Origin of the sequence: Candidatus Hikarchaeum yamanae, from assembly GCF_009889665.1 — an archaeon.
GTDB lineage: Archaea > Halobacteriota > Halobacteria > Halobacteriales > Hikarchaeaceae > Hikarchaeum > Hikarchaeum yamanae.
This window is the reverse complement of the sequence record NZ_WTZR01000007.1, coordinates 13,581-39,827: the sequence shown is the minus strand read 5'-3', so window position 1 is coordinate 39,827 and position 26,247 is coordinate 13,581. Positions and strand designations below refer to the sequence as shown.

26 protein-coding genes are annotated in these 26,247 nt (G+C 41.7%); 15 read left to right on the top strand and 11 right to left on the bottom strand.

The features are described 5' to 3' along the window. Genes ACM9H2_RS04030 through ACM9H2_RS04020 form a run of 3 tightly spaced genes read right to left on the bottom strand, consistent with a single transcriptional unit; the run spans position 1 to position 3,198 of the window. The gene (locus tag ACM9H2_RS04030; protein ID WP_415488480.1) at positions 1 to 1,041 is read right to left on the bottom strand and encodes a hypothetical protein; all 1,041 of its coding nucleotides are present in this window, start codon (positions 1,039 to 1,041) and stop codon (positions 1 to 3) included. Continuing rightward, positions 1,034 to 2,056, bottom strand: a complete 1,023-nt coding sequence (locus tag ACM9H2_RS04025; protein WP_415488478.1) for a glycosyltransferase family 4 protein — start codon at positions 2,054 to 2,056, stop codon at positions 1,034 to 1,036. The genes ACM9H2_RS04030 and ACM9H2_RS04025 overlap by 8 nt, the downstream gene beginning before the upstream one ends. Further along, positions 2,053 to 3,198 carry a glycosyltransferase gene (locus ACM9H2_RS04020; protein ID WP_415488476.1) on the bottom strand — a complete coding sequence of 382 codons (1,146 nt, stop codon included), beginning with the start codon at positions 3,196 to 3,198 and terminating at the stop codon, positions 2,053 to 2,055. Before ACM9H2_RS04020 ends, ACM9H2_RS04025 begins: the two co-directional genes overlap by 4 nt. 152 nt (positions 3,199 to 3,350) lie before the next feature. On the opposite strand from ACM9H2_RS04020, the gene aglJ reads away from it, so the two are divergent. Then, entirely contained in the window at positions 3,351 to 4,256 is a 906-nt protein-coding gene (aglJ, locus tag ACM9H2_RS04015; RefSeq protein ID WP_415488474.1) for an S-layer glycoprotein N-glycosyltransferase AglJ, read from the top strand. A 2-nt stretch (positions 4,257 to 4,258) separates the two neighbouring features. Here the strand turns inward: aglJ and ACM9H2_RS04010 are convergent, their stop codons facing one another. Continuing rightward, positions 4,259 to 4,546 carry a DUF5779 family protein gene (locus ACM9H2_RS04010; RefSeq protein ID WP_415488472.1) on the bottom strand — a complete coding sequence of 96 codons (288 nt, stop codon included), beginning with the start codon at positions 4,544 to 4,546 and terminating at the stop codon, positions 4,259 to 4,261. A gap of 90 nt (positions 4,547 to 4,636) precedes the next feature. Between ACM9H2_RS04010 and ACM9H2_RS04005 the strand changes: the two genes are divergently transcribed. From ACM9H2_RS04005 to ACM9H2_RS03975, 7 genes are all read left to right on the top strand, one after another. After that, positions 4,637 to 5,848 carry a LeuA family protein gene (locus ACM9H2_RS04005; protein ID WP_415488510.1) on the top strand — a complete coding sequence of 404 codons (1,212 nt, stop codon included), beginning with the start codon at positions 4,637 to 4,639 and terminating at the stop codon, positions 5,846 to 5,848. Between the two features lie 230 nt (positions 5,849 to 6,078). Further along, positions 6,079 to 7,830 (top strand): biosynthetic-type acetolactate synthase large subunit, encoded by a 1,752-nt coding sequence (ilvB, locus tag ACM9H2_RS04000; protein WP_415488470.1) that lies wholly within the window; start codon positions 6,079 to 6,081, stop codon positions 7,828 to 7,830. Position 7,831: 1 nt separating this feature from the next. Then, a complete protein-coding gene (gene ilvN / locus ACM9H2_RS03995) occupies positions 7,832 to 8,446 on the top strand; it encodes an acetolactate synthase small subunit (protein WP_415488468.1) in 615 nt (204 codons plus the stop codon). Further along, entirely contained in the window at positions 8,443 to 9,456 is a 1,014-nt protein-coding gene (ilvC, locus tag ACM9H2_RS03990; protein WP_415488466.1) for a ketol-acid reductoisomerase, read from the top strand. The genes ilvN and ilvC overlap by 4 nt, the downstream gene beginning before the upstream one ends. Next, positions 9,449 to 10,852: a 3-isopropylmalate dehydratase large subunit gene (gene leuC, locus ACM9H2_RS03985; RefSeq protein ID WP_415488464.1), complete on the top strand. Its 1,404-nt coding sequence runs from the start codon at positions 9,449 to 9,451 to the stop codon at positions 10,850 to 10,852. Before ilvC ends, leuC begins: the two co-directional genes overlap by 8 nt. Positions 10,853 to 10,854: 2 nt before the next feature. Further along, complete coding sequence (gene leuD / locus ACM9H2_RS03980; protein ID WP_415488462.1) at positions 10,855 to 11,454, top strand: 3-isopropylmalate dehydratase small subunit; 600 nt, start codon at positions 10,855 to 10,857, stop codon at positions 11,452 to 11,454. Next, positions 11,451 to 12,428 (top strand): isocitrate/isopropylmalate family dehydrogenase, encoded by a 978-nt coding sequence (locus tag ACM9H2_RS03975; protein ID WP_415488460.1) that lies wholly within the window; start codon positions 11,451 to 11,453, stop codon positions 12,426 to 12,428. The genes leuD and ACM9H2_RS03975 overlap by 4 nt, the downstream gene beginning before the upstream one ends. Before the next feature lie 7 nt (positions 12,429 to 12,435). Here ACM9H2_RS03975 and ACM9H2_RS03970 read toward each other — a convergent pair whose 3' ends face one another. Next, positions 12,436 to 13,173 (bottom strand): metal-dependent hydrolase, encoded by a 738-nt coding sequence (locus ACM9H2_RS03970; protein WP_415488458.1) that lies wholly within the window; start codon positions 13,171 to 13,173, stop codon positions 12,436 to 12,438. Positions 13,174 to 13,277: 104 nt separating this feature from the next. Between ACM9H2_RS03970 and ACM9H2_RS03965 the strand changes: the two genes are divergently transcribed. The 6 genes from ACM9H2_RS03965 to tpiA all read left to right on the top strand — a co-directional run bounded on the left by ACM9H2_RS03965 (position 13,278) and on the right by tpiA (position 17,475). Continuing rightward, positions 13,278 to 14,012, top strand: a complete 735-nt coding sequence (locus tag ACM9H2_RS03965; RefSeq protein WP_415488456.1) for a fumarylacetoacetate hydrolase family protein — start codon at positions 13,278 to 13,280, stop codon at positions 14,010 to 14,012. 44 nt (positions 14,013 to 14,056) lie between these two features. Then, positions 14,057 to 15,127, top strand: coding sequence for a histidinol-phosphate transaminase (hisC, locus tag ACM9H2_RS03960; RefSeq protein ID WP_415488454.1), 1,071 nt, complete (start codon positions 14,057 to 14,059; stop codon positions 15,125 to 15,127). Further along, on the top strand, positions 15,124 to 15,660 hold the full coding sequence (locus ACM9H2_RS03955; RefSeq protein ID WP_415488452.1) for an adenylate kinase family protein: 537 nt from the start codon (positions 15,124 to 15,126) through the stop codon (positions 15,658 to 15,660). Before hisC ends, ACM9H2_RS03955 begins: the two co-directional genes overlap by 4 nt. A gap of 39 nt (positions 15,661 to 15,699) precedes the next feature. Continuing rightward, positions 15,700 to 16,302, top strand: a complete 603-nt coding sequence (locus ACM9H2_RS03950) for a CDP-alcohol phosphatidyltransferase family protein (protein WP_415488450.1) — start codon at positions 15,700 to 15,702, stop codon at positions 16,300 to 16,302. 64 nt (positions 16,303 to 16,366) lie between these two features. Next, on the top strand, positions 16,367 to 16,792 hold the full coding sequence (locus ACM9H2_RS03945) for a multiprotein bridging factor aMBF1 (protein WP_415488448.1): 426 nt from the start codon (positions 16,367 to 16,369) through the stop codon (positions 16,790 to 16,792). A gap of 38 nt (positions 16,793 to 16,830) precedes the next feature. Then, positions 16,831 to 17,475, top strand: a complete 645-nt coding sequence (gene tpiA, locus ACM9H2_RS03940) for a triose-phosphate isomerase (protein WP_415488446.1) — start codon at positions 16,831 to 16,833, stop codon at positions 17,473 to 17,475. Between the two features lie 17 nt (positions 17,476 to 17,492). Here the strand turns inward: tpiA and ACM9H2_RS03935 are convergent, their stop codons facing one another. The 4 genes from ACM9H2_RS03935 to ACM9H2_RS03920 all read right to left on the bottom strand — a co-directional run bounded on the left by ACM9H2_RS03935 (position 17,493) and on the right by ACM9H2_RS03920 (position 20,645). Beyond that, complete coding sequence (locus ACM9H2_RS03935) at positions 17,493 to 18,563, bottom strand: DNA polymerase Y family protein (RefSeq protein ID WP_415488444.1); 1,071 nt, start codon at positions 18,561 to 18,563, stop codon at positions 17,493 to 17,495. Between the two features lie 103 nt (positions 18,564 to 18,666). Beyond that, on the bottom strand, positions 18,667 to 18,990 hold the full coding sequence (locus ACM9H2_RS03930) for a hypothetical protein (protein ID WP_415488442.1): 324 nt from the start codon (positions 18,988 to 18,990) through the stop codon (positions 18,667 to 18,669). An 18-nt stretch (positions 18,991 to 19,008) separates the two neighbouring features. After that, the gene (locus ACM9H2_RS03925) at positions 19,009 to 19,575 is read right to left on the bottom strand and encodes a TrmB family transcriptional regulator (protein WP_415488440.1); all 567 of its coding nucleotides are present in this window, start codon (positions 19,573 to 19,575) and stop codon (positions 19,009 to 19,011) included. A 47-nt stretch (positions 19,576 to 19,622) separates the two neighbouring features. Next, a complete protein-coding gene (locus ACM9H2_RS03920) occupies positions 19,623 to 20,645 on the bottom strand; it encodes an LLM class flavin-dependent oxidoreductase (RefSeq protein ID WP_415488438.1) in 1,023 nt (340 codons plus the stop codon). 78 nt (positions 20,646 to 20,723) lie between these two features. Here ACM9H2_RS03920 and ACM9H2_RS03915 point away from each other — a divergent pair, with 78 nt between their 5' ends. Beyond that, positions 20,724 to 21,641: an NAD-dependent epimerase/dehydratase family protein gene (locus ACM9H2_RS03915; protein ID WP_415488436.1), complete on the top strand. Its 918-nt coding sequence runs from the start codon at positions 20,724 to 20,726 to the stop codon at positions 21,639 to 21,641. A gap of 9 nt (positions 21,642 to 21,650) precedes the next feature. Here ACM9H2_RS03915 and gyrA read toward each other — a convergent pair whose 3' ends face one another. Beyond that, the gene (gyrA, locus tag ACM9H2_RS03910; protein ID WP_415488434.1) at positions 21,651 to 24,245 is read right to left on the bottom strand and encodes a DNA gyrase subunit A; all 2,595 of its coding nucleotides are present in this window, start codon (positions 24,243 to 24,245) and stop codon (positions 21,651 to 21,653) included. 38 nt (positions 24,246 to 24,283) lie between these two features. Next, a complete protein-coding gene (gene gyrB, locus ACM9H2_RS03905) occupies positions 24,284 to 26,191 on the bottom strand; it encodes a DNA topoisomerase (ATP-hydrolyzing) subunit B (RefSeq protein WP_415488432.1) in 1,908 nt (635 codons plus the stop codon). Positions 26,192 to 26,247 lie beyond the last annotated feature (56 nt).

Genomic DNA, 26,247 nt, shown 5'->3' with positions numbered 1-26,247 from the left:
CTACTCGCAATAAGATCCATCGGGTAGTTCGGTGGGAAGGCCCCATTGAGGATCGGTTAGTAAATTATACAGCCCAGGGTCACGTTCTTGAACGAGCTCTTTTGTGTGTAATTTCCACTCGTGTTCGATTTCATCGGATCGATTTTCTTGTGCCCCAAGAATGGACGTTAAACCCCAGTAGATGTACTCAGTTATCATGCATTCGTAAGTGCATGTTTCATCGTCATAAGTATACCAAGCTCCTGCAGGGTATCTTGAAGGAACTGCACTGTTTCCAAGCCAAGGTAAATCTTCATTATAGGTTAAAGATTCTTCGAAATGCCCCCCTCTGGCATTGTCCATTAAATTGGCTAGAGTAGATCCAGAATGTTCCCCAAAGACGTTGGGGTAGGCATTATCATACCCAGCATCAGTGATAACGTGGAGTGTCTCTTCTAATGCCGCGTCGAATGCCCGACTAGGGTTGGTTTCATCTAGAAATTGTTCTTGAAATTGATCAGGAGATCCATATCCAATGTCATGATCCCATCGATCGAATACGCGCTCGGACTCATCGTCATTTACTGTCAAGATCATTCCTACATTTTTCTCCACTATCACTTTGGCCACGGTGGGATTGTCAGGAGTTCCGTCCTCATCGTTATCAATATATTTTGCAAGGACATTTGCGACGTGTTTTGTTTTTGGCTCAGTGAATCTTTTGGTTGCAAGTACAGGAATGCCAAAGACATCTACTTTTTTATCTATTGAGGGAGAGGGAGAATCGGAGATGTATTCAATTTCTAATGCAGTGCAAAATGTTGGTTCAGGTGGGTAGGGGAGTGGTTGAGGAGATGGTTTACTAGATGACTCCATAATAGGAGAGGGTGTGGTTCCATTATTTTTGGCTAGAGTTTGAGGTGTTGGTTCTTCATGGTGCAGAATATCTTCAGAGAGGAGTTGGGGTGAGGGAGTTGAAATTTCAGAGGAAGAAATGGGTTGAGAACACCCAGCTGTAGTAAGCATCAATATTAGAAGTAGTACAAGAAGTGAGTTATTCATTGGAATAGAGATCGAGAAGGGATTTCGCTACGTCGTCCCACGTCGTTGGTTGTGTGTAAGAGGGAGTGAGTGAAAAACACTCTTGAATGAGGTTTGATAGTATTTTTGGTTCTGTTTCATCAGTGCTGAGACAGCCTTGATGTCCAGCCCAATCGCCTAGAGCTCCACTTTTTCTGACAAGACACGGAGTTCCAGATAATAGAGATTCCCCGATAGTTAGGCCATATGATTCATGCGTGGAAAGTGCAACGTGGGCGGTTGCACCAGAATACATTTGTGCGAGTTTGGAAATGGAAAGGTTATTCATAAAAATGACCTGGTTTTGAACACCGGATCGGGTTGCCATATCAACGAGAGAAGACATATAGTTTCCAGAACCAACAATAACGAGATCGTGGTCAGGTAGGAATTGCATCGCTCGAATAACATGTTGAAATCCTTTGTAAGGTTCTAGTCGTCCAACACACAGGATGTAAGGACGGCCCTCATGCTCAAATGGTGGTTGTTGGAAGGGGGATGGATCTATTCCGTTGGGAATTAAAGTGGGTTGGATTTTAAATTCGTTTGAGAGAAGGTTTTTCTCCCAATCACTCACTGCAATTACAGATTTTGCTCGGGATAGACACCAGGATCCAAATGGTTTGTAAAGAGAGAGTAAAATATTTGTATATGTTGTAGAACCTACACCATGGTAATGAGAGGTTACAAAAAGGCGTTTATCCCCCTTAGAGATGGCAGAGAGAAGGGGGACGAGGGAATGGTAATTGTGGGCGTGGAGGATATCACTGGGTGTTTGGAGAATGGCATAGAGGAATTTGGGCAAATGGGAGTAGGAAAATCTACGAATTTCCACCCCGTTTTCGCGAGAGATTGCAGGTGTATTTTTGCGTTTGTCCAGTGTGAATATAGTTACTTCATGTCCTAGATTCACCATACGCTCACTGATAGATGCAACGTGGTGTTCGACGCCCCCAATATTGGGGGGAAATCGAGGTGAAACTTGAATTATTTTCATTGCATCATCTCTCGTAAGTTTGAGTCCACGTCCCACATTCCATCGGTATTCTTCTTGCTTAAAAGTAGTAAGTGGCTACGTAGGAGGGACACTTGTGTGTCAAACAATGAATAAAAAATTTGTAAAGGGCCAAGTGAATCTTTTTGGCCAAGCCACATAGTGGTCAAGAAGATTAATAGTGCCATCACAGCCATAGGAGGCGAAAATGAAAAAATGGCCATGATTGCAGATAATAGGCTCAAAAGGACAAACCAAGGAGATAGTATTAAAAACCACCAATTGAATGGCAACACAAATGAACCATACAGTCCATAATTATAGAGGAGATTTTTGTTCTGTAATAGAACTTTTACGAGACCCACTGCACGGCGATCTTTTTGCAATCTCCGTTTCCAAAAGGCAGAGTGTGCCGCTTCTTTAAATTTTATGTTTGGGTCAAACAATGCTTTGAAATTTTGTTTCCGGATATTCAGGGCAAGTTCTGTATCATCTGCTAAGGAATCTTCAGTTACAGGGACTATGCAATTTTTACGGAAAGCTGAGAATGGGCCGTGGAAAATAAAGGTCGAATCAAAATGAGATTCTAGGAGTTGTATGTAAGATTGTACGTTGCGGTAACCAGATTCGACCTTGCTCCCCCCTATGACTTCTGCATTTGTTCCGGTCACTGCCCCTACAGTTTCATCGGAGAAATGGGAAACTGCTTTTTTTAAACAAGAAGGGTCTAGTAGAGAATCGCAGTCGGTTTTAATTACAATATCGTGAGTGGCTGCAGAATATGCTTCATTTAGAGCAACCGCAAGCCCTCTCCTCTCCGATTCTTGGATTAAAGTCAACTGGATTGTTTTGATGTCTCTAAAGAAAGAAGATATGATAGCGGGGGTGTCGTCTGTGCTGGAATCGATCACAACCAATTCTAGTTTATCAAGAGGGTAGTCTAAAGAAAATAAATCATTGAGCTTCTTTTCTATGATGGAAGATTCATTGAAAGTGGGCAGAACGATACTTACAGAAGGCAAGGATTTTGGGGTATTCAGAGAGGGGGGATTGGGTTGAATTAGAAGATAAAGTAAAACATAGAATAGATAGGGAAAAAGAGTGGCCAGTAAGAATATCAAACTTAGAGTTACCAGCACGTTCATGGATACTGTAGGGGAATCGTTTATAAAATCTTTCTAGATTTTGTCACAGAGGTGATTTGAAGAGAATGGTGCGATGGTGCGGACTGCTACTAAATACATTTTTGCGGCAGATGTGGGAAGGTTTTTGCAGATTGCGAAATGAATGTTTGTAGATGGAAATCCAAGAAAAGACATGTGTGTTAATCCCCACATTGAATGAGATAGAAACAATTGAGATGGTCATCGATGGTTTTTATCAAAATGGGTTTACCAACATACTTGTTATTGACGGGGGTTCGGTAGATGGGACGCGAGAGAAAGCAAAAGAAAGGGGGGCAAAGGTAATAATCCAGTCAGGAGAGGGGAAAGGAAATGCAGTTAGGGAGGCCTTTCAGATGATTGAATCGGAAATAATTCTCATGATAGATGGTGATGGGACATATTTACCAAAAGATGGGTTGAACATGGTTAAACCATTAGAAAATGGGAAAAACCACACGATTGGGGATCGATTTCATGATATGAGCCCAGATGCGATGACCCTACTAAATCGAGTTGGGAATAAGCTAATCAACACATTGTTTTTTAAGATTTATAGGGAAAATTTCAAAGATGTACTAAGTGGGTATCATGCATTTAAGAGGGACTCAGTAGAAGATTTATTTTTGACGTCGGGGGGATTTGGAATAGAAGTTGAATTGGGAATACGATGCGCAAGTGAAGATATTTCCACGGAGGTAGTCCCAATTAGTTATAGGTCAAGAACGGGAGATTCGGTTGCTAAATTGAACCCCATCAGAGATGGCATAGTGATAGTAAAGACACTATACAAACTAGCTCAAACGAGTAATCCTTTATTTTATTTTGGGTCGGTTGGCCTAATTGGGCTGATAATAGGAGGCATCTTGGGTGGATATGCGATTTTTGAATGGTTGTCTCAGGGTAAAATCCACCAGGTGATCATAATTGGGGGGGTGTTTTTCCTACTGTTTGGTGCACAAATTATGATGCTGGGATTGTTCTCAGAAACTATTCTAGAATTGCATAGGGAAAAGAAGAATTCAATTAGAAATGGGTGAATTTAAGAGAGCCGGGTGTTGTCGACGGAAATGGTAGGTGGAGTGATGATTAGAAATCCTCTAAAATGGACTATTGAGCCTCCATTTTCTTTGATATAGGGGGCGATTTCCTGGATTAGGTCTTCCAGTTCTCCTTTTATTTGTAAAACTAGGATATTTTCAAGTTCTAATTCAATTATCCATTCAGATTCGGGAACAGAACCGTCGAGAAAACCTAAAACGATTTTTTGATCAGAGGGGAAATCTAATGCTTCTTCTACAGACTCTAGGTCGAGTTCATACGGATCCATATGCCTAATTGTACGGGGGAAAACAAAAAGACTCCATTTCCGACAGTTATATTAACTGGCCCAATCTTCGATTATTCACGATGAACTCAAATAAGGATATCTCTGCGCCAACGCAGGGCGATCGACTTCTTCCAGGGAACGTTAGCAGTTAAAGAACCAGAATTTACCGAAGTTCGAATTTTTGATACAACGTTGAGGGATGGAGAGCAATCTCCGCATGTTTCGTTTTCGTATAATGATAAAATAGAGATTGCCACATTACTTGACGAAATGGGAACTCATGTGATCGAAGCGGGTTTTCCTGTAAATTCGAAAGCAGAATTCGAAGCTGTGAGAGATATTTCAGAGGGGACCGAAACTACAGTTGCAGGTCTTGCCCGAGTAATAGAAGGGGATATTTTAGCTGCAATTGATTCGGGTGTTAATATGGTGCATGTTTTTGCGAGTACTTCTGATGTTCAAATAGAAGATTCAATGCATTCGACGAGGGAAGAAGTTGTAGAAAAGTCAATAGACTCTGTGAAACTTGTAAAAGATGCAGGGGTGGAATGTATGTTTTCTCCAATGGATGCTACGAGGACTGACTTGACATTCTTAGGAGAAGTCGTTGAAGCGGTGACAGAGGTTGGTGCGGATTGGATTAACATCCCAGATACATGCGGTGTTGCTACTCCAACGAGGTTTGGTGATTTAATTCGTTTTGTGAAAGAGCATACGGAGGCATACATAGATGTCCATACTCATGATGATTTTGGATTGGCAACTGCTAATGCATTGGCAGGATTTGAAGCGGGAGCACATCAAGCCCAGGTATCGGTGAATGGTATTGGAGAAAGGGCGGGGAATGCAGCATATGAAGAAGTGGTTATGGCAGCGATTGCGGTCTATAATGCAAATTTGGGAATAGACACGAGTAGGATTATGGAACTTTCATCGATAGTTGAAGATATAAGTGGAATAGCCAAACCTCCGAATAAGGCGATTGTAGGGGACAATGCATTTAGTCACGAGAGTGGAATTCATGCCGCAGGTGTCATAGAGAATTCGGATACTTTTGAGCCGGGTGTTATGACTCCAGAAATGGTGGGTGCTAGGCGCCAATTTGTCCTGGGGAAACATACAGGAACCCATGCGGTTAGAATGTATTTACGAGAGGCAGGATTCGATCCGACTGAAACTCAAGTTAGAGACATAACCCGCAGAGTGAAAGATTATGGAGCGGAAAAAAAGCGAGTGACAAAAAGAGAATTGATGAGATTTGCACGAGAGGGGAATGTATTTAGAGAGAAGGTTAAAGAATAGTAACGATATCGAAGATGCAAAAGGGTTATAAAGATCAAAAACAAGACGTAGCATAGATGAAAGCCGTTGTTCGAACTAAAGAAGAATTGTTCGTTAGCTGTGCGGCTGTACAAGTTTTTGTAGGGGCGTAACTCGCCATACTAACAACACAATTAATCAGAGTAAGTTCGAAACGCCTATGAGCAATAAGCTAGAAGCAAACAAAAACCGGTATAAAAAAAATAACCAATATGAGTAAATCAACGAACGCAGATCAAGAAAACACAGCAGAAAAATCCAATCCAAAAACGGGTGCACAAGCAGTTGTCGCTTCCCTTGAGGAGGCAGGAGTAAGGGTGATTTTTGGGGTCCAAGGAGGGGCCATAATGCCAGTGTATGATGCATTATACGATTCAAAATTAGAACATATTACGATGGGGCATGAACAGGGAGCGGCTCACGCCGCTGATGCATATGGAATAGTTTCGGGACAGCCTGGTGTGTGTATAGCCACCTCTGGTCCCGGTGCGACCAATCTTGTTACGGGTTTGGCTGATGCAAATATGGACTCAGTTCCTGTATTGGCTTTAACAGGGCAAGTCCCAACTAACTTTGTAGGAAATGATGCATTCCAAGAATGCGATACGATAGGAGTATCGAATCCAGTTACAAAGGCCAATTTCTTTGCAACGGAATCAGAAACAGTGGGTGATCTTGTTTCTCTGGCGTTTTTATTGGCTAGAGAAGGGAGGCAAGGTCCGACTTTAGTGGATTTACCAAAGGATGTCACTCTAGGAGAAGTTTCTAACTGGAAATACAAACCACCGAAATTGCCAGGCCATGTTGAGATTCCAGAGGGGGCAGATGTAAAAGTGATCGAATTGGCAGCAACTGCCCTTATTGATGCTAAAAAACCTGTAATCCTTGCGGGAGGAGGTGTCATTAAGGGGAGTGCTTGTGAGCAACTTTATAAATTCGCTACAGAATTTGAAATACCAGTGGTTACGACAATGCCAGGTATCGGGGCATTCCCAGAAGATCATGAACTATCCCTCAAACCAGCGGGGATGCACGGTACAGGATATGCCAATATGGCGCTGACTCATTGTGATGTTATGCTTGCAGTAGGAACCAGATTTGATGATCGTTTGACAGGCGGTGTAGATACGTTCGCCCCGACCGCAGAGATTATTCACATAGATATAGATCCTGCAGAAATATCAAAAAACATCCATGCAGATTACGAGTTAGTTGGGGATGCCGCAACCGTGCTTGGCCAATTGCATAAAGTGATGCAGGTAAAACCGGGTGCAGAGGGATGGTTGGAACAAATTAAAACTTGGAAACAAGAATATTCCATAGAATATGGAGAACGTGAGAGTAATGGAAAGCCACGGCCCCAGTATATAATAGAGCAACTTTGTGAAGCAACTGAAAGTAATACTATTGTCACAACTGGTGTTGGACAGCATCAGATGTGGGCAATGTTATATTGGACGTATAAAGAGCCGAGAACATGGGTTTCTTCCCATGGTTTGGGTACGATGGGGTACGGACTTCCAGCAGCGATAGGCGCACGTTTTGCTGCGAGTGACGACCAAAAGGTTGTGTGCATAGATGGGGACGGGTCGTTCCTAATGACATTACAGGAACTTTCTGTTGCTGTTCGAGAGGAATTGGACATTACAGTGGTAGTTCTAAATAACGCCGGGATAGGGATGGTGAGACAATGGCAAGATGCATTTTACGGCCATAGAAGAATGGCTTCGGAATATCCATGGGTCCCAGATTTCTCAAAAATTGCAGATGCGTTCGGGGCGAAAGGATTCCTTTTGGAAAATGTAGAGGACGTAGAATCAATTATAAGAGAGGCAATAGAATACAAGGGGCCTTCGGTTATTGACGCTAGGATAGATCCTGCAGAAAATGTATTCCCCATGGTCCCTAGCGGTGGGGCGAATGGTTTGTTTGCACTGACAGAAGAGCATTTGGAGGAACTATAAAATGGGTGAAAAATCAAAAGGTCTCAAGGGGCCAGGTCCTAGTGATAGGCCACATCCAAATGAGCGGAGGAATCCACAGGGGATACGAATTGATCCTGGCAGTTCGGGGGAGCTTCAGAATAGACTAGCAACATTTTCAGCGTTAGTTAAGCACGAGCCTGGAGTTCTAGCTAAAGTTTCGGGGTTGTTTTCACGTCGTCAATTTAATATTGAAAGCCTAACAGTAGGGCCTACAGAGGATGAAAATAGTGCTAGGATTACACTAGTGGTTGATGAAAATGATACCGGCATAATTCAAGTGAAAAGGCAATTGGCAAAGTTACTTCCAGTTATTTCGGTGAAAGAATTATCAGAAGATGCGATAGAAAGGGAGCTTTGTTTGATAAAGATTAGAAACCACTTTGAACAAGGAAGTTCACTTGAAGAACTTAAGAAACAGACAGATAAGGAGGGAGTAGAGATCTTGGATATTAGCGAAGGTATGGTGACAATTGAAGTTAGAGGGGGCCAAATGGATATTGACGGCATGATCGAAATGTTTGATGAGTTCGGGATCGAAGAGGTTGCACGTACAGGAACAGTAGCACTAGAAAAAGGTTCTAAGAAAACAACATGACTAACAAAAAATTCACTACAAACGTATACTACGAAAAAGACGCGGACAGAGCACATATAGATGATAAAACTGTGGCAGTAATAGGATATGGGAGCCAAGGGCATGCACATGCACGTAATCTTCATGATAGTGGTGTGAAGGTGATAGTGGGCCTGAGAGAAAGTTCGTCTTCATGGGAAACAGTTAAAAATGATGGATTAAACGTTGCAACCCCCATTGAGGCTACGAAAGAAGCAGACATAATTATGATGCTAGTTCCGGATACTGCTGCTTCGTCAGTTTATAAAGAAATAGAGTCAGCAATAGAAGAGGGGAATACGTTGATGTTCGCCCATGGGTTTAATATTCATTATAGTCAGGTGGAACCTCCAAGTAATATTGATGTGTCGATGATTGCACCCAAGAGTCCAGGTAATCTTGTTAGGAGGAATTACGTGAAAGATCAAGGTACTCCTGCACTTTTGGCAATATATCAAGATTATACAGGGGAGGCAAAAGAAGTAGCTTTAGCGTATGCAGAAGGTATTGGATGTGCCAGGGCGGGAGTGGTTGAAACGTCGTTCCAAGAAGAAGTGGAATCGGATTTATTTGGAGAGCAAGTTATATTATGCGGAGGGGTGACTAGTCTTATGAGGATGAGTTTTGAGACACTAGTAGAAAATGGATATTCCCCCGAGATGGCATATTTTGAATGTCTTAATGAGTTAAAATTAATTGTAGATTTGATATATGAAGGTGGTTTGATGAAGATGTGGACTGATGTTTCGGACACGGCAGAATATGGTGGTTTAACAAGAGGGCCTAGAGTTGTTGACGAGCGTGTGAAAGAGAATATGGCAGTAGTACTAAAAGAAATTCAAGATGGAACATTTGCCAAAGAGTGGATTGCAGAAGATAAAGCAGGAAGGCCGAAATACAACCAGATTAGGTTAGAAGAACAAAATCATCAAATAGAGGAGGTGGGAGTGAATCTACGCTCGCTCTTTTCGTGGTCAGAAGAAAATGAGTGAAGGTACATTATACGATAAAGTGTGGGATGGCCACAAAGTGAGAGAATTGCCTAATGGGCAGGATCAACTATTTGTGGGATTGCACCTGATACACGAAGTTACTAGTCCACAGGCATTTGGCATGATAAGGGAGAAGAGAATGGAAGTTGCATACCCTGAACTAACACATGCGACAGTGGACCACATAATACCTACAAAGGATCAATCGAGACCATTTAAAGATGATCAGGCAGAACGGATGATGGCGGAATTGGAATCTAATACGCTAGAGGCAAATATTAAATTTGCAGGTCCAGATAGTGGGGATCAGGGTATTGTCCATGTCGTTGGACCAGAGCGGGGATTAACCCAACCAGGGATGACTATTGTATGTGGGGACTCCCATACTTCTACTCATGGGGCTTTTGGATCCCTTGCTTTTGGGATTGGGACAACTCAGATTAGAGATGTACTAGCCACACAAACAATGGCTCTAGGTCGTCAGAAGGTTCGAAAAATAGAGGTCAAAGGAGAATTGGGAGAATACGTCACTGCCAAGGATATAATCCTAACAATAATTCGGCATTTGGGCACAGATGGTGGAGTAGGTCACGTGTATGAATATGGAGGCCCTGCGGTGTCAAAATTAAGTATGGAAGGTAGAATGTCAATATGCAATATGTCAATTGAAGGGGGCGCAAGGGCAGGGTATATAAATCCGGACGAGACCACATATGAGTGGCTTAAGAACACAGATACATTTGAAAAGGATCCAGACAAATTTGAAGAGTTATTACCATACTGGGAATCTATCAAGTCAGAGGAAGATGCAAAATATGATGATGTTTTTGAAATTGATTGTAACAAAATAGAACCAATGGTGACATGGGGAACCACTCCCGGCCAAGGTATTGGTATATCAGAAAAAATCCCAGATCCAAAGTCACTGGAAGAATCAAAACGTGAGAGTGCTACTAGGGCTCAAAATCATATGCGTGTTACACCAGGGGATAAAATGGAAGGATATAAAATTGACGTTGCTTTTATTGGATCTTGTACCAACTCTAGACTGTCAGATCTTCGAGAAGCATGTAAAATCGTCGAAGGGAAAACCGTAGCTTCGAATGTTCGGGCTTTGGTAGTTCCAGGGAGTCAACGAGTGAAGTTAGCAGCGGAAGAGGAAGGACTAGATAAAATTTTTGTAGAATCTGGTTTTGACTGGAGATTGGCAGGATGTTCTATGTGCTTGGCCATGAATGAAGATCAATTGATTGAAGATGAGGCCTGTGCATCTTCTTCGAATAGGAACTTCATTGGCAGGCAGGGATCGAAAGATGGTCGAACTATATTGATGAGTCCTGCAATGGTTGCTGCTGCGGCTATAAAGGGTGAAGTTACAGATGTGAGGAGGATATAAGAATGGGCGCTCCTGCAATAAAATCTGCCAGTGGGAAAGGAATATCCATAAGAGGTAGTGATATTGATACAGATCAGATTATTCCAGCTAGATACCTCAAGGCAATAACATTTGACGGGTTGGGGGAATTTTCATTTAGAGATTTAAGGTTCGATGGAGAGGGCCGAGAACTGGAACATCCATTTAATGACAAGGAGTATCAAGATGCATCCATATTAGTGGTCAATTCTAACTTTGGGTGTGGTTCATCTAGAGAGCATGCACCTCAGGCTTTAATGAGATGGGGAATTGAAGCAATAATTGGACATAGTTTTGCCGAGATTTTCGCAGGAAATTGCTTAGCTTTGGGAATACCAGTAGTTGAGATGGAAGCTGCACAGATAGAGATACTGCAAGAATGGGTAGAATCCAATCCAGGTACAGAAATTCATATAGATATTGTGGCACAAGAAATAAGATATAATGAACAAGATATACAAGTCAGTATCCCAAAATCGCATAGGAAAGCTCTTGTGGATGGGATATGGGATACAACGGCACTGTTGAAATCAAATCCAGAAGAAGTTAAACAGATATCAAGACGAATACCCTATATAAAATGAAAAAAATCTTAGTAATACCAGGAGATGGGATAGGATTGGAAGTAATTCCAGCTACGGTTAGTGTGATAGAGTCACTAGGATTAAAAATTGAGTTTATTAATTCAAATGCAGGGGATGAGATAAAAAAACAAACTGGAAATGCACTACCAGTAGAAGTACTTGAACTTGTGGAAGAAGTAGACTCCATACTGTTTGGAGCAGCGGGTGAATCTGCAGCAGATGTGATACTTCCACTTAGAAGGGAAATAGACTCATTTGTGAATGTGAGACCCGCAAAGGCATATCCAGGTGTAAACGCACTTCAGCCAAAGACAGATTTGGTAATACTTCGAGAGAATTCAGAAGGCGTTTACACAGGGATTGAATCCAGGGTATCAGAAGAAATGGCAACTCTAACGAGAGTGGTAACCAAAACCGCTTCTACTAGGTTGGCAGAATATTCTTGTGAATATGTGAAAGCACAAGGGTTGGATAAATTTACTATTGCCCACAAAGATAATGTGATGAGAATTACAGATGGACTCTTTAGAGAAACTGTAGAGTCAGTTGCGTCTAAAAGGGGTGTGAAAACAGAATCTGCAATAATGGATGCTCTTGCTATGTTGATGGTGATGCACCCAGAAAATTATCAGGTGATTGTTTGCCCTAATTTGGCAGGAGATATATTATCAGATTTGGCCGCAGGATTGGTAGGGGGCCTTGGTCTTCTACCTAGTTCGAACATTGGTCCTAAATGTGCTCTATTCGAACCGGTTCATGGGACGGCTCCAGACATAGCAGGGAGGGGGATCTCCAATCCAATAGCGTCTATACTGTCAGCATGTATGATGCTTGAATACATAGGATACGAGGAGGAAGCAAGACAAATTCGTTTGGCTGCAGAGCAAACTTTGATTGATGGTAAAACTACTCCAGATCTTGGTGGGAAGAAGAAAACAGTAGATGTCGCAGAAGAAATAATATCTAAGTTATAAACGGCGGTTATTGTAGAGATTGTAAATTTTTTGTTAGATCGAAGGGGACGTCTGCTTCTAAGATTACTGCTTGTGCATCCCCACCTATGGAGAGTACTTCCTCAGCGAAGACGGATGGATCTTGCTGTATAGGAGGGAATGTATCATAATGCATTGGGAATGCGAATTTAACACCCAACCAATTTGCAGCTATTGCGGCTTGAAATGGGCCCATAGTATAGTGGTCACCAATGGGCAACGCTGCTGCGTCTGGTTTTAAATAATGGCCAATTACATCCCTCATGTCGACAGACAATCCAGTATCCCCTGCATGGTAGAAAGATTCTCCATTTCCCATTGCTGCGTCTCGTGGAGGAGAGTCGCTGAGGAGGTATCCTGATGGCATATCACCTCCAGCAGAGTATGTGTTTGAATACCCATTTGTATGGTCTGCCCTTTGCATTGTGACGTAGCCAGATCCTACTTGGATGGTGCCACCAATGTTCATCGCAATTGTGGAATCGATCCCATAATCATCAGAGATATAACGAGTTAGTTCAGGAGTAGCCACGATGGTACTATCAGTGAAGGAACCAACATCGCCTATATGATCAGCATGACCATGAGTTAGTAAAACGTAGTCTGGAGGATCTATATCAGTAGGCTTCAGAGAAGTCTTCGGGTTAGTGAAAAAGGGATCTATTAAGAAAGTGGTGTCTTTGATACGCACGTACCAAGTGGAGTGTCCATGCCAAGTAAGTTGCATTGTGTGAATGTGTAGAACTCCACAGATATTTAAGGATCTTAGCTGGAAAATGCAGGTTGAGTGAGGTCGGAATACATATCAAGTAATAAAATCAAGTGAGAATCATGCAATACGTTAGATTTAGAGATCCAGCGGGCTCGATAAGGAATGGAATATTAGAAGGTAATTTGGTTAAATTTTCTAATGTTAGTTATCAACTAGACGAGATAGACCTACTAGCTCCAGTTGAACCAAGTAAAATAATTTGTGTGGGTAAAAATTATGCAGATCATGCAGCCGAAATGGATTCTGAAGTTCCGGACAGTTTGATGTTATTTATAAAAACCCCAAATACGATAGCAGATCCCAATACTACAGTTACAGTCTTAGGGGGGAAAGAGAGAATAGACCACGAAGGTGAATTGGCAATCGTGATAGGCCAACAGTGTAGGTTTGTATCTGAAGAAAATGCTATGGATGTAGTGGCAGGGTATACTGCTGCAAATGACCTATCCAATCGAGATGATCAATTTCAAGAGCAAAATTGGGTCCGGGGGAAAGCGTTCGATAGCTCCCTGCCTCTCGGTCCAGCAATGGTTGACAAAGAAGATGTTCCAGAAAATGCATCAGTGGTGGTCAGGGTTAATGGAGAGATTCGCCAAGAAGGATCGATCGATCAATTAATATATTCAATTCCAGTGATTATTGCAGAAATTACAGAATACATAACGCTTGAACAGGGAGATGTTATTATTACAGGGACTCCTGCAGGAGTAGGCCCACTTAACGATGGCGATGTGGTGGAAGTGGACATTGAAGGCATACCCACTCTAAAAAATACCATTCGAATTCCAGAATGAGCTAGGAGGGTGGGCTTAAGCCTATTCCTTGCATAACCTAATTTATGAAAACGCGCGACCTTTCAGAGCACAGGGAATATGCCCCAGGCAAAAGTACCGGGGAGGTTGCAATAGAAATTGGGAGGGATGAATCAGAGATCATCAATTTATCATCTAATGAAAATCCACTAGGGCCTAGTTTAAATGTGATAAAGACATTGAAGGAAAAATCAGAGGGAGTAAATAGATATCCGAAAGAAGCATCCAAGGACCTGATAAATAAAATAGCACAGAAATGGGGTATTGGGGAAAGCCAAGTTTGGCTTGCTAATGGAGCAGATGGTGCGATAGATTACATATCGAGGGCGATGATAGAACCTGGAGATCGAGTACTTGTTCCAAATCCAGGTTTTGCATATTATGGCATGAGTTCTAGGTTCCATCACGGTGGGGTAGAAGAATATGATATTGGAAAAAAAGAAGGATTTGAACTTTCTGCAGAAAATGTATTTAGAGGATACAAGGGGCAAAAAATAGTATATTTGACTAATCCGAACAACCCAACTGGAGGAATATTCCCCACCAAGGAGATTGAAAAAATAATAGAAGGTGTAGGGGAGGACTCACTGGTAGTTGTTGATGAGGCGTATGGAGAATATTCAGGAAAAAGAAGTTCAATTGAGTTATGTAAAAAATACCAGAATATAGCAGTGATTCGTACTTTTTCAAAGGCATATGGATTGGCTGGTTGTAGAATAGGATATGCAATAGTGCCAGAGGAAGGGTCAAAAGAATACTCCAGGGTCAATACCCCATTTGCAGCTGGTGAACTATCGTGTTATGCGGCTAGTGCGGCGTTGAGAGATGAAAAACACCTGGGTAAATCTATTGAGATGGCGAGATGGTCTAGAGAATACATGGAGAAAAATCTAGATATGAATGTTATGAAAAGTTATGCAAATTTTGTCCTAGTGGAGATAGGAAATGCTACGGAAAGTTTTGAACAATTGAAAAATAAAGGGATCATTGTTAGAGATTGTACTTCGTTCGGAATGCCAGAATACATCAGAGTAACGTGTGGGAATCAAGAACAGACAGAGAAGGTAGTAAAAGAAATAAACAACCTGCAAGAATGAGAATAGCAATTACAGGCACTCCGGGGACTGGGAAAACAACGTGTTCCAAAAATATAACACAGGGGTGTGAAATTTTACATCTGAATGACATAATAAAAGAAAAAAAATTATACCAAGGCTTTGATGAGAATCGTCAAACATTGATTGCAGATATTAAAGCAATAGAGAAGCACTTGGAGGGAAAAGATAACATAGTAATTGATTCCCATATTTCACATTTGTTAGAGGTAGACAAAGTGATAGTTCTACGGTGTCACCCTATAGAACTCAAGAAGAGATTGGAAGGGAGAGAATACAATGAAGAAATTGACATCGAAAAGTCAATTGAGGAGAATGTAAAGGCAGAGTCTCTTGATGTGATACTAGTGGAATCGGTGGAAATCCACGGAGAAAGTAGAGTATATGAGATAGATGGAACTGGAAAGGAACCAAGAGTAATTGTTCAAGAAATAGAAGCGGCGATAGCAGGAGATAGAGACCCAGAGGTAGGTTTGGTTTCTTTTATTGAATATATGTTTGAGGAAAGCGGATAGATTCATTAAAATAATGAAGAGTAGAAATGAAAGTAATAGATGACATTTCAACGATTGCGTCCTTGGAGTAAAAAGGTAATTTCACCACTAGTAGATATTCTAGAAAATAGTTTAATAACGCCTAACCAAATTAGTTTTTTGGGATTAATCATAGCATTTTTGGCAGGTTTTTCTTTTTATACAGGAGAAAGTGGATATGTAGCAGGGGTGGTTTTGATAGCAGTTAGTGGGATCTTAGATCTGCTTGATGGGGAATTGGCCCGAAGGAGGGGTGAGGATTCAAATAAGGGGGATCTTATAGATCATGTATTTGACCGATATGCAGATATAGTGATAATTGGGGGACTTGCAGCGGGAGTGGGGCAATATTTGATTGGTTTTATAGCAGTGACAGGAGTACTGATGACATCCTATGTGGGAACTCAGATCCAGGCGGTTGGTTTTTCAAGAGATTATACAGGTTTAATAGTGCGCGCGGATCGATTTGTGTTGATCATTTTAGCTGTTTTGATAGATATTTCAATAAAAGTCACAATAGGGCCTTTTGATGCAATAACATGGCTATTGATATTAGTCGCAGTGGGTGGCCACATGACTGCTATACAACGTTTCGGTAAAGCGTGGAGAGAAATGGAAAATTGAAGAATAATTGAAGAATTGATGAACGCTTCAGTTTTTATACAAAGAATGCGGAGAAATAGTAGTCATGGTTCAATGTGAAATGTGTGGGAAAGGAGTTGTTTCACCAAAAAGCATGAAAATAGAAGGGGCGATACTACAGGTTTGTCAGGCTTGCTCTAGATTTGGCGTTGAAATTGGGAATACAAAAAGTCAAAGTACAGGGTCAAAATATAAGATTGAACCACGGAAAGCAACTAATAGAAGAGGGGGATTGAAGAAACAGAAAGGACAAGGGTACCATCACATGAAAGAGGTAGACTTAGAATTTAACGAAAAAATTAGGCAGGGGAGAGAAGAGAAAGGGTTATCGCAGGTTGAACTTGCTAAAAATCTCAATGAGAGAGCTAGTTTGATCAAGAAATTGGAGAGGGGAGAAGTACTACCGACCGAAAAGGTTCGGAAGAAATTAGAAAAGCATCTAAAAATTAACTTATTGGAAGATGCAGAATGAAGCGCAAAGAATAACTGGTTAGGGGGTTGAATTGAGCCATGTTCATTCTTATCAATCTGAAAACGTACGTGTGTGATCCGATTGAAATTGCAAAGGCCGCAAATTCTATCTCAAATGAATTGGACGTTAGAATTGCAGTTGCACCTCAGGTGATTCACTTAAAGGAAGTGGTAGAAACAGGAGTAGAGACTTGGGCGCAACATATGGATAAAGAGGGGGAGAAAGTTAGAACAGGAACAGTTACCTCAGCGGGATTATCTGAGGCAGGAGTGAGGGGTAGTTTGTTGAATCATTCAGAACATAGGTTATTACTTGCAGAAATTGATGAAAGCATAAAGGAAGCGTCTGAAGCTAAATTAGAAACAGTTGTGTGTGCAAATAATCCATCCCAAATTGCTGCTGCAACGTCGTTGGATCCAACATTTGTTGCAGTGGAACCCCCAGAGTTAATCGGAAGTGGAATTCCAGTAAGCAAAGCTGCCCCGGATATTGTCAGGGATGCGGTCGAGTCTGCAGGAAAAGTTAACCCAAAAATTCCAGTTCTATGTGGAGCAGGCATATCGAATGGGGAGGATGTTTCTGCAGCGATAGAATTGGGTGCTGAGGGCATATTATTAGCTAGTGGTATAGCGAAATCGAAAAATCCACAGAAATCAATAGAAGATCTATTAAGTGGGATATAGAATAGAAGAATTGGTGTTTAGTCCCACTGATTTATTTTAGTTTGTTCCACCCCATGGAAACTTAAATTGGAAACCTTTACTCCCATTTTCCTAACTGAAATTTCATGGAAATCTTTGAGGAGATCCATGGCAGAAGTGGATATTAAATTTGGGTCGTTTGTGGCAGTTCCAAAAGAAATTTCACGGGTGTGGATTTTATAAGGGGGTTCTATTACTTTAATTCCAACTGTTCGAAAAAGGGCATTATTGGAAGTTGCAATTGAGCCAACATCTTGGGAAAGCTTTTCAATTAAAGCTTTTTTTTCATCGGAATTAACGGTGATGTGTTTAAATGAAGATTCTCTGGAAATACTCTTTTTAGGACCCATGGGAATTACTTTTTTAGAATCCTCTCCGCGGGAAAGTATAGAAAGTGAAATCCCCTTATTACCGTATTTATTTTTAAGATCCCCAGTGGGAATGGTAGCCAACTCCCCTATGAGTTTTATCCCATCGGAATGGAGAGATTTCGCAGTGACTGGCCCAATTCCAGGTAGATTTTCTATAGGCAAGTTGGAGAGGAATTCTTTGGTTTGTTCGGGTTTGACAACTACGATTCCCTTTGGTTTTTCAATCGAACTAGCCATTTTTGCGATACTCATAGAGGGGGCAACGCCAATACTTGAAGGAACACCTACTACAGACTCTATTTCATCTCTCAAAATTTGAGAAAAATTAGATGAAGAAGCCCAAGTTGTTTTACTTGTTACATCCAAATAGGCTTCATCTATACTAACATGTCGGGCGACATCTGAAAAATCTTCAAGGACGGTTCTTACACTTTGGGAAATTTCCCTGTAAAAGTTTTTGTCGGCAGTGCGGTAGTAGCAAGAAGGTTCAAATGAAGGATTAAGTTCCTTGTCAGGGAGGATAGAGAGAGCTTTGGAAATATTCATTGCGCTTTTGATGCCTAAATCCCTGGCCTCGTAACTCGCAGTCGCTACCGCACCTCTAGATTCGCCGGGAGTATAATTCATTCCTACTATAACAGGTTGACCAATCAGATCGGGTTCGCGTAAACGTTCGCAGGAGACATAGAAACAATCCATATCTATATGGATGACTATCTGATCAGAGATATATTTTTTTGGTGAAGAATTGAAGATATAGGAATGGTCCACAAACTTCAGAAGTCCCGCAGAAAATTATAGATTATGGAGTGGGGGGATGGAAAATTGGAGAAGTGGGTAATCGCCCTAGTAGAAATAGAAATAAAAGGGCAAATAAAAAGAAGAAATTGGGTTCAATGAAGCCTAAAAATCCTGAAAATCCAAGGAAACCTAGATAGCCCAATTTATTACAGGGTTTTGGGAGACGTCCTAAAAGAAACAGAAAAAACAAGGCAAATGCGAGGAAAAAATCTGTGTTAACGAATCCTAAAAATCCTGAAAATCCAAGGAAACCTAGATAGCCCAATATATTGAAGGATCGTGCTTCGTCTAAAAGTATCTCTTCAATAGAAATGGGCTCGTCCATGGTCCACTGTTGTTGTTACTAATTATTAAGAGTGTGGGATTTTGATTCTGCAGACATAGATTTGATTTCTAAAATTAAAATTCCATGCGTTTCGTCTTTTGCTTCTATAGTTCCGTCTATGGTTAATTTAGAAAGGGGGGTGGGGCCTATTCGGACTGAATCGTATTGTTTAAGATTTCGAGTTGGGCCAAGAACACGGACTTTTGCTCGGCAGAGATCGGGGTGATTCACACTAGTGAGTGTAATTTCAAGTGGCAATATGTCAGAACAGATTTCTTCGTTATGGTAAAAAAGAACTTCTGCAGGGGAATCTAATCGGGAAATGTCTAAAGCCTCATATGCAAATGCAGTAGGCCTATACCCCCCATGAGGTCCGGGGACTCCTTCCACCAAGCGCAGAGCTTTTAGACTCTGCATCTGATTTCGAATAGTACCAGGATTTTTTCCAGTTTCTTTTGCGATTGATTCCCCTTTAATTGATTTGTCAGTTGTAGAAAAGTCATAGACTGAGAAGAGATTGATGAGAGCGGTAAGAATTTGTTTTTGTACACTAGTTAATTCAACAGGGAGATAAAAAGTAGCCACGGTTGAGATGTAGAAAGGGGAAGAACATAAACTCAAGGATTGGTTTATCAGAAGTAGGGAGATAGTACCATATCTGAAAAAAGTTTTAGGCTTTTAAACCTCCCATTTTCACCGTTGACCCTGGCTACGATGGTAAAATTAGTTATTCCAGATTCGAAAAAGGAATGAAACCTTTCTGAACAGTATTCGGGAGTTCCGCAGAGTACGAATTGTTCGATGATGGAAAATGGGACTTCGTCGCGGAGTTCTTTTGTTGTTAAAGAATCCAAGTCAAGATTTGTCACGTGTTCTATTTCTTTTTGGGAAGCTCCGCCACGTTGTAAGGCTTCTAAATTAGCTTGATTTGAAACTCGAGTTGCAATATGCCGGGTCACTCCATCTAGAGCCACGTCGGCGTCTGATGCTATTGAGAGTGAAGCAAAACATCTTAGATCAAGGTTGGCTATATCTCTATTGACGGATTTTGCTCCAATGGAGATTCTATCACGGGCATAGTCCATCCCTTCAGAAGAAAGTAAACCACCTCCAATAAAAACCCCATCTGCGAATTTACCTGCTAGAGATAGAAGTGATGGCCCCCGCCCTCCAACGTAAATGGGAATGGGAGAAGGGGGAGTGTTGAACTCAAGTGATGCGTCATGGAGCTCGAATTCTTCGCGTATCATTGTTGTTTTTTCTCCAGAAAGTAAACTCCTTATCGCGATGATTGAATCTTTGCAGGCTCCTATAGATCTTGTCTGATCGTAACCAAATGGCCCGACTCCATGGCCCCCTAGTCCAATCCCAAGAACTGCCCTGCCATTAGAAATTTCATCGATAGTTGCTATTGATGCAGCGGTTAACCCGGGATTTCGGGAAAAGGGATTGGTTACTGCGGGACCAACCCATATATGATTGGTATTATGTGCAGCGAATGCAGACCATGCATATGTATTTCTACGTAAAGATTGATCGGCTACTGTTAAGCCATCATAATGTAAGTTCTCAATTTCATTCACTGTCGTGCGGAATTCGTCGAATGTGGTGCTAGCAGGATAATTCACGCTAACTTGAGGATATTTGTTTTTCATAATCACACAAAGGGTCTTGCTGAATGCCAACTGAGATTAGCTAGGTTAATGTTTAAGGAGATTGATAATGGAGTAGGTATGAAAGACTTGACCATTCTTGTCACGGGTGGGGCGGGGTTTATTGGATCAAATTTGGCAAATAGATTATCTGTTCAAAATGAAGTGATTGCGATTGATAATGAATATCTGGGGACTCCTGATAATTTGGATAAGTCGGTGGATTTTAGACGGGTCGACGTGTTAGATGAAGATCTACCGGCAGATGTTGATATTATTTTCCATCTCGCAGCATTATCATCGTACCAAATGCACAAAGAAGATCCAATTAAAGGGGCAAGGGTGAATGTGGAAGGGTTCATCAATACTGTAAAGCAAGGAGTGGAAAGTGGGTGTGAGAGGGTAGTTTATGCATCTACTTCTTCTATATATGGAAGTAGAAAAAAACCTACATCGGAGTCGATGGTGGTAGAAGCACATACAGGTTATGAAGCTTCTAAATTGGCTCGGGAGAGGTATGCAGAATATTTCCATAATGAGTATGGAATTCATATAGCAGGATTGCGTTTTTTTTCTGTTTACCAAGGGTATGGTGGTAACGAATCGCATAAGGGAAAATATGCAAATATCATTGCTCAATTTGCAGAAGAAATGGCTAATGGAATTGAACCAGAAGTTTATGGGGATGGGACTCAAACACGGGATTTCACACATATTGATGATATTACTAGGGCCACTCAGATGGTTGCAGAAAGAAAAATATCGGGTGCGTATAATGTAGGAACCGGACGGCCAGTTAGTTTTAATGAAATTGTCGATATGATCAATGTGGAATTGGGAACAGCTATAGAAGCAAAGTATATAAAAAATCCAATACCAGAATCAATTTATGTGCATGACACTTGTGCAGATTCAACAAAAATATCTGAAGCTACAGGGTGGGTTCCCGAGATAGGATTAGAAGAGGGTATTAGAAAGGTTTGTTCTGAATATAAATAGGAGAGGGTATTAATCAATAGAATCGGTGGACCCATCCACAGGAGATTCTACATCTTCGTCAGGAGAAGGTTCTGATTCAGATCCATTCACAGGAGATTCTACATCTTCGTCAGGGGAAGGTTCCATTTCGAAGTCGCCTACGCCGGAACTAGGTATTATATCAACACTAGCTAGTCGGTCGCCTTTGTCCACATCCATAATTGTAACCCCCATAGTATTTCTTCCAATTAGAGAAATTCCATCGACGATGGTCCTCATTATTTGTCCTTTTTCAGTGATGGCAATCAGATGATCCCCCTCTCTAACAGTTTTTATTGCGCAAACACCTCCATTTCTTTTGACAGTTTTGATATCGATGACACCTTTTCCATTTCTCGATTGGATGCGATATGCATCAAGTAGGGATCGCTTCCCATATCCATGTTCAGTTAGAGTTAAAATCCAACTTGAAGATTCTCCGACAGCTGCCACACCCGCGACAGAATCTCCACTATTTAGTCGGATTGCGCGTACTCCGCGGGCAGAACGTCCCATGGACCTAACCTGCGTGTCGGCGAATCTAATGCTTTTTCCATTATTAGTGGAGATGACTAGTTCCTGAGTACCATTTGTAAGAACCACATCTACTAATTCGTCTCCGTCCTCTAATTTGGTTGCCACGATACCAACAGTACGGATGTTTTGGAAAGATTCAACAGAGGTTCTTTTTATGTATCCATCTCGGGTTATCATTGTAAAATATTCGCCCGGTTCAAAGTCAGTGGTGGCTACAACTGCAGCTATTTCTTCGCCATCGCCTAGCTTCAAAACATTTACGGCGGATACACCCCGGGCCGTTCTACTTTTAGTAGGTACATCGTATACTTTTAATCGATATACACGCCCTAAATTGGTGAAACAAAGGAGATAATCGTGGGTGTTGGCAAAGAATACAGTTGCGACTTGGTCTTTATCCCTAAGTGCAGTTCCAATGATGCCTTTCCCGCCGCGGTGTTGGGCTTTGAAAGTGGAGATGGGCATTCTTTTAATATAGTCGGATTCGGTGACCACTATAACCACATTTTCTTGAGGTATGAGGTCATCCCTACTGACCTTTCCAGTGTCTGGTACTATTTCAGTTCGCCTCTCGCTAGAATATTTTTCACGGATTTTAAGGAGCTCTTCTTTGATTACTTTTAAGAGTTCAGATTCATCTGAAAGAATAGTTTCTAGCCGTTTAATTTGGTCGAGTAAATTGGCATGTTCTGACTGAATTTCAACAGATTCCATCTGAGTGAGGCTACCAAGTTGCATTCGGACTATATGTTCTGATTGAACTTCGGATAATCCAAAAAGATCACGTAATGCTTGTTTTGCGTCGGTTCGGTTCGATGCTCCACGGATTGTATTAACGACGTCATCGATCCTTTCGAGTGCGATTAATCTGCCTTCGAGGATATGTGCCCGCTCCTCGGATTCATAGAGATCAAATTCAGATCGTCTAGTGACGACTTCCTTTCTGTGGTCAATGAAATAGCATAGAGATTCTTTCAGATTCAAGATTTGGGGTTGGCCATCGACCAAAGCTAGATTGATCACTCCAAATGATGTTTCAAAAACCCTGCCAAGAAGTTGGTTTTGGACGACATCAGTATTTGCTGACCTAGATAATTCAACTACGACTCGTATACCATCTCTATTGGATTCATCACGCAGATCGGTAATGCCTTCGATGACACCATCATTGGCTAGATTGGCTATGTGAGTTACCATTCTAGATTTGTTTACTTGATAGGGAATCTCAGTTATAACTATTTTATCGCCGCTGTCAGATGGCTCGACTTCATAACTAGCTCGGATTCTGATGCGTCCACGGCCAGTGGTATAGGCATCGTGAATCCCTTCCCTACCAACTATTGCACCTCCAGTTGGAAAATCAGGTCCAACAACAGGTCCAGGGTTATCGGGTAAATCTATAAGATCGGTGACATCGCAATCGGGTTGGTCAATTATGTGAACGGTTGCGTCAATTAATTCTCCGAGATTATGTGGAGGAATGTTAGTACTCATCCCGACAGCAATTCCAGAAGACCCATTTAATAATAATCCAGGAATTTGAGTGGGCAGAACAGTGGGCTCTGATAGGCGATCGTCATAGTTTGGTTGGAAATCGACAGTGTCGCGGTCAATATCTGAAAGATATTCTTCAGTTATTTTTTCCATTCGGGCTTCGGTATACCGCATTGCTGCAGCGTGATCACCGTCAACAGATCCAAAATTCCCTTGGCCTTCTATGAGAGGATATCGCATGGAGAATGGTTGCGCCATGCGGACGAGAGCATCGTAAATTGCAGAATCGCCATGGGGATGGAAATCCCCCATGGTTTGGCCAACGATGGAAGATGCTTTTCGAGGACTAGAGCTGCTTGTGACTCCTATTTGATGCATGGCATATAGAATTCGCCTGTGGACAGGTTTGAGTCCATCCCGAACATCGGGAAGTGCCCTTCCAGCGATAACACTCATGGCATAATCAATATAAGATTGCTCCATTTCTTCTTCGATCCGAACACGGAGAATTCTATCTTCGTTTGTCGGATTTGTAGGTTGGTTTTCAGAACTCATGATGTAATTAGAGATAAAGTATTATTGTTAATTTAGTATTATATATCGACCCATGCGGCATCTGTAGCGTGGTCTCGAATAAACTGTTTTCGGGGTTCGACTTCATCGCCCATTAAGATTGAAAACATTCGATCCGCATCTGCTGCATCTTCGATCGTCATTTGTTTTAAGTAGCGTGTGGAGGGGGACATCGTAGTCACCCAAAGTTGTTCAGGGTTCATTTCTCCTAGTCCTTTAAATCGTTGAATTCCAGCAGGGGACCCTTTGCATATTGTGTCTATTATATTATCACGTTCCGCATCAGTCATTGCGTCATATGTTGTATTTTTATAGCGGATTCGGTATAGTGGGGGCTGGGCTGCATATACAAACCCACTTTCTATCAAAGGCTGCATGTGACGATATAAAAAGGTCAACAACAACGTTCGGATATGGGCTCCATCGACATCCGCATCAGTCATTAGTATAATCTTGTGATATCTTATTTTGCTTAGGTCAAACTCCTCTCCGATCCCAGTTCCAATGGCGGTGATCAGAGATCGTATTTCTTCATTCTCAAGTATGCGGTCGAGACGGTGTTTTTCTACGTTGATGATTTTGCCACGGAGGGGGAGAATTGCTTGAAATGCCCTGTCACGGGCTTGTTTCGCAGAACCACCTGCAGAATCCCCTTCTACTATGAAGATCTCAGACTTAACAGGATCTCGAGATTGGCAATCTGCCAATTTTCCAGGTAGAGAAGTAGAAGAAAGGGCATTTTTTCTTCGGGTTAGATCAGCAGCTTTTTTTGCAGCACGGCGTGCTTTGGCTGCTTGTAAAGATTTTTGTACGATGAGGGTCGCTGTTTTTGGGTTTTCTTCGAAATAGGTTGATAGACCCTTATGGACAGAACTTTCTACGATTCCCCGGACTTCGGAATTTCCAAGTTTGGTTTTTGTTTGACCTTCGAATTGGGGATCGGGGTGTTTAACTGAGATGACAACGGTCAACCCTTCTCGAATATCGTCTCCTTTAAGAAATTCATCTATTTCTTTAAGCATTCCTCGTTTGTCTGCATAATCATTTACACATCGTGTTAGTGCTGTTTTAAATCCGGTTAGGTGAGTTCCTCCTTCACGTGTGTTAATATTGTTTGCAAAGGTGTGAATCGAAGATTGGAGATTTTCTGTAGACTGTAAGGCGACTTCTACTACAACCATGTCCACTTCATTTTGCATAAATATTACATCTTCATGAAGTGCAGTCTTAGTTTCGTTTAGGTATAATACCAACTCTTTAATTCCACCATCATATTTGAAACTTTGGCTCTCACCAGTGCGTTCGTCAGATAGGACAATAGTTGCGTCAGGATTCAAAAAGGCTAGTTCGCGTAGGCGAGAAGACAAAGTAGAAAAATTAAAATCTAAATTTTCGAATATATCAGAATCGGGCCAGAATCGAATTGTAGTCCCTGTGCTGCTAGTGGTACGATCTAGTTTTTCGAGTTCTGTTGTTGGCGATCCAACGCCATATGATTGCGACCACACACACCCTTCTCTCTGGACTTCCACATCTAGTCTGGAAGATAGTGCATTCACCACAGAAATTCCAACTCCATGAAGACCACCGGAGACTTGATAGGATTTATTATCGAATTTCCCACCTGCGTGGAGGGTGGTCATGATGACCTCTAAGGCTGGAATTTTATATTCGGGATGTATGCCTACAGGGATACCCCGACCGTTATCAGAAATGCTTGCAGAGTTATCCTTATGGAGAGTTACTTCGATTAAATCACAATGGCCAGCTAGAGTTTCATCCACGGAATTATCCACCGTTTCATAGATGAGATGGTGAAGTCCGCGCTCGTCGGTAGAGCCAATATACATGGCAGGTCGTTTTCGGACTGCTTCTAAACCTTCTAGCACTTGAATATGTTCAGCACCGTATGCATTTTCACCTGACATTAGAACCTTAATAAATATAGGCGTTCCAGGGGTTTAAAGGCGTGGATGGCGTTCGA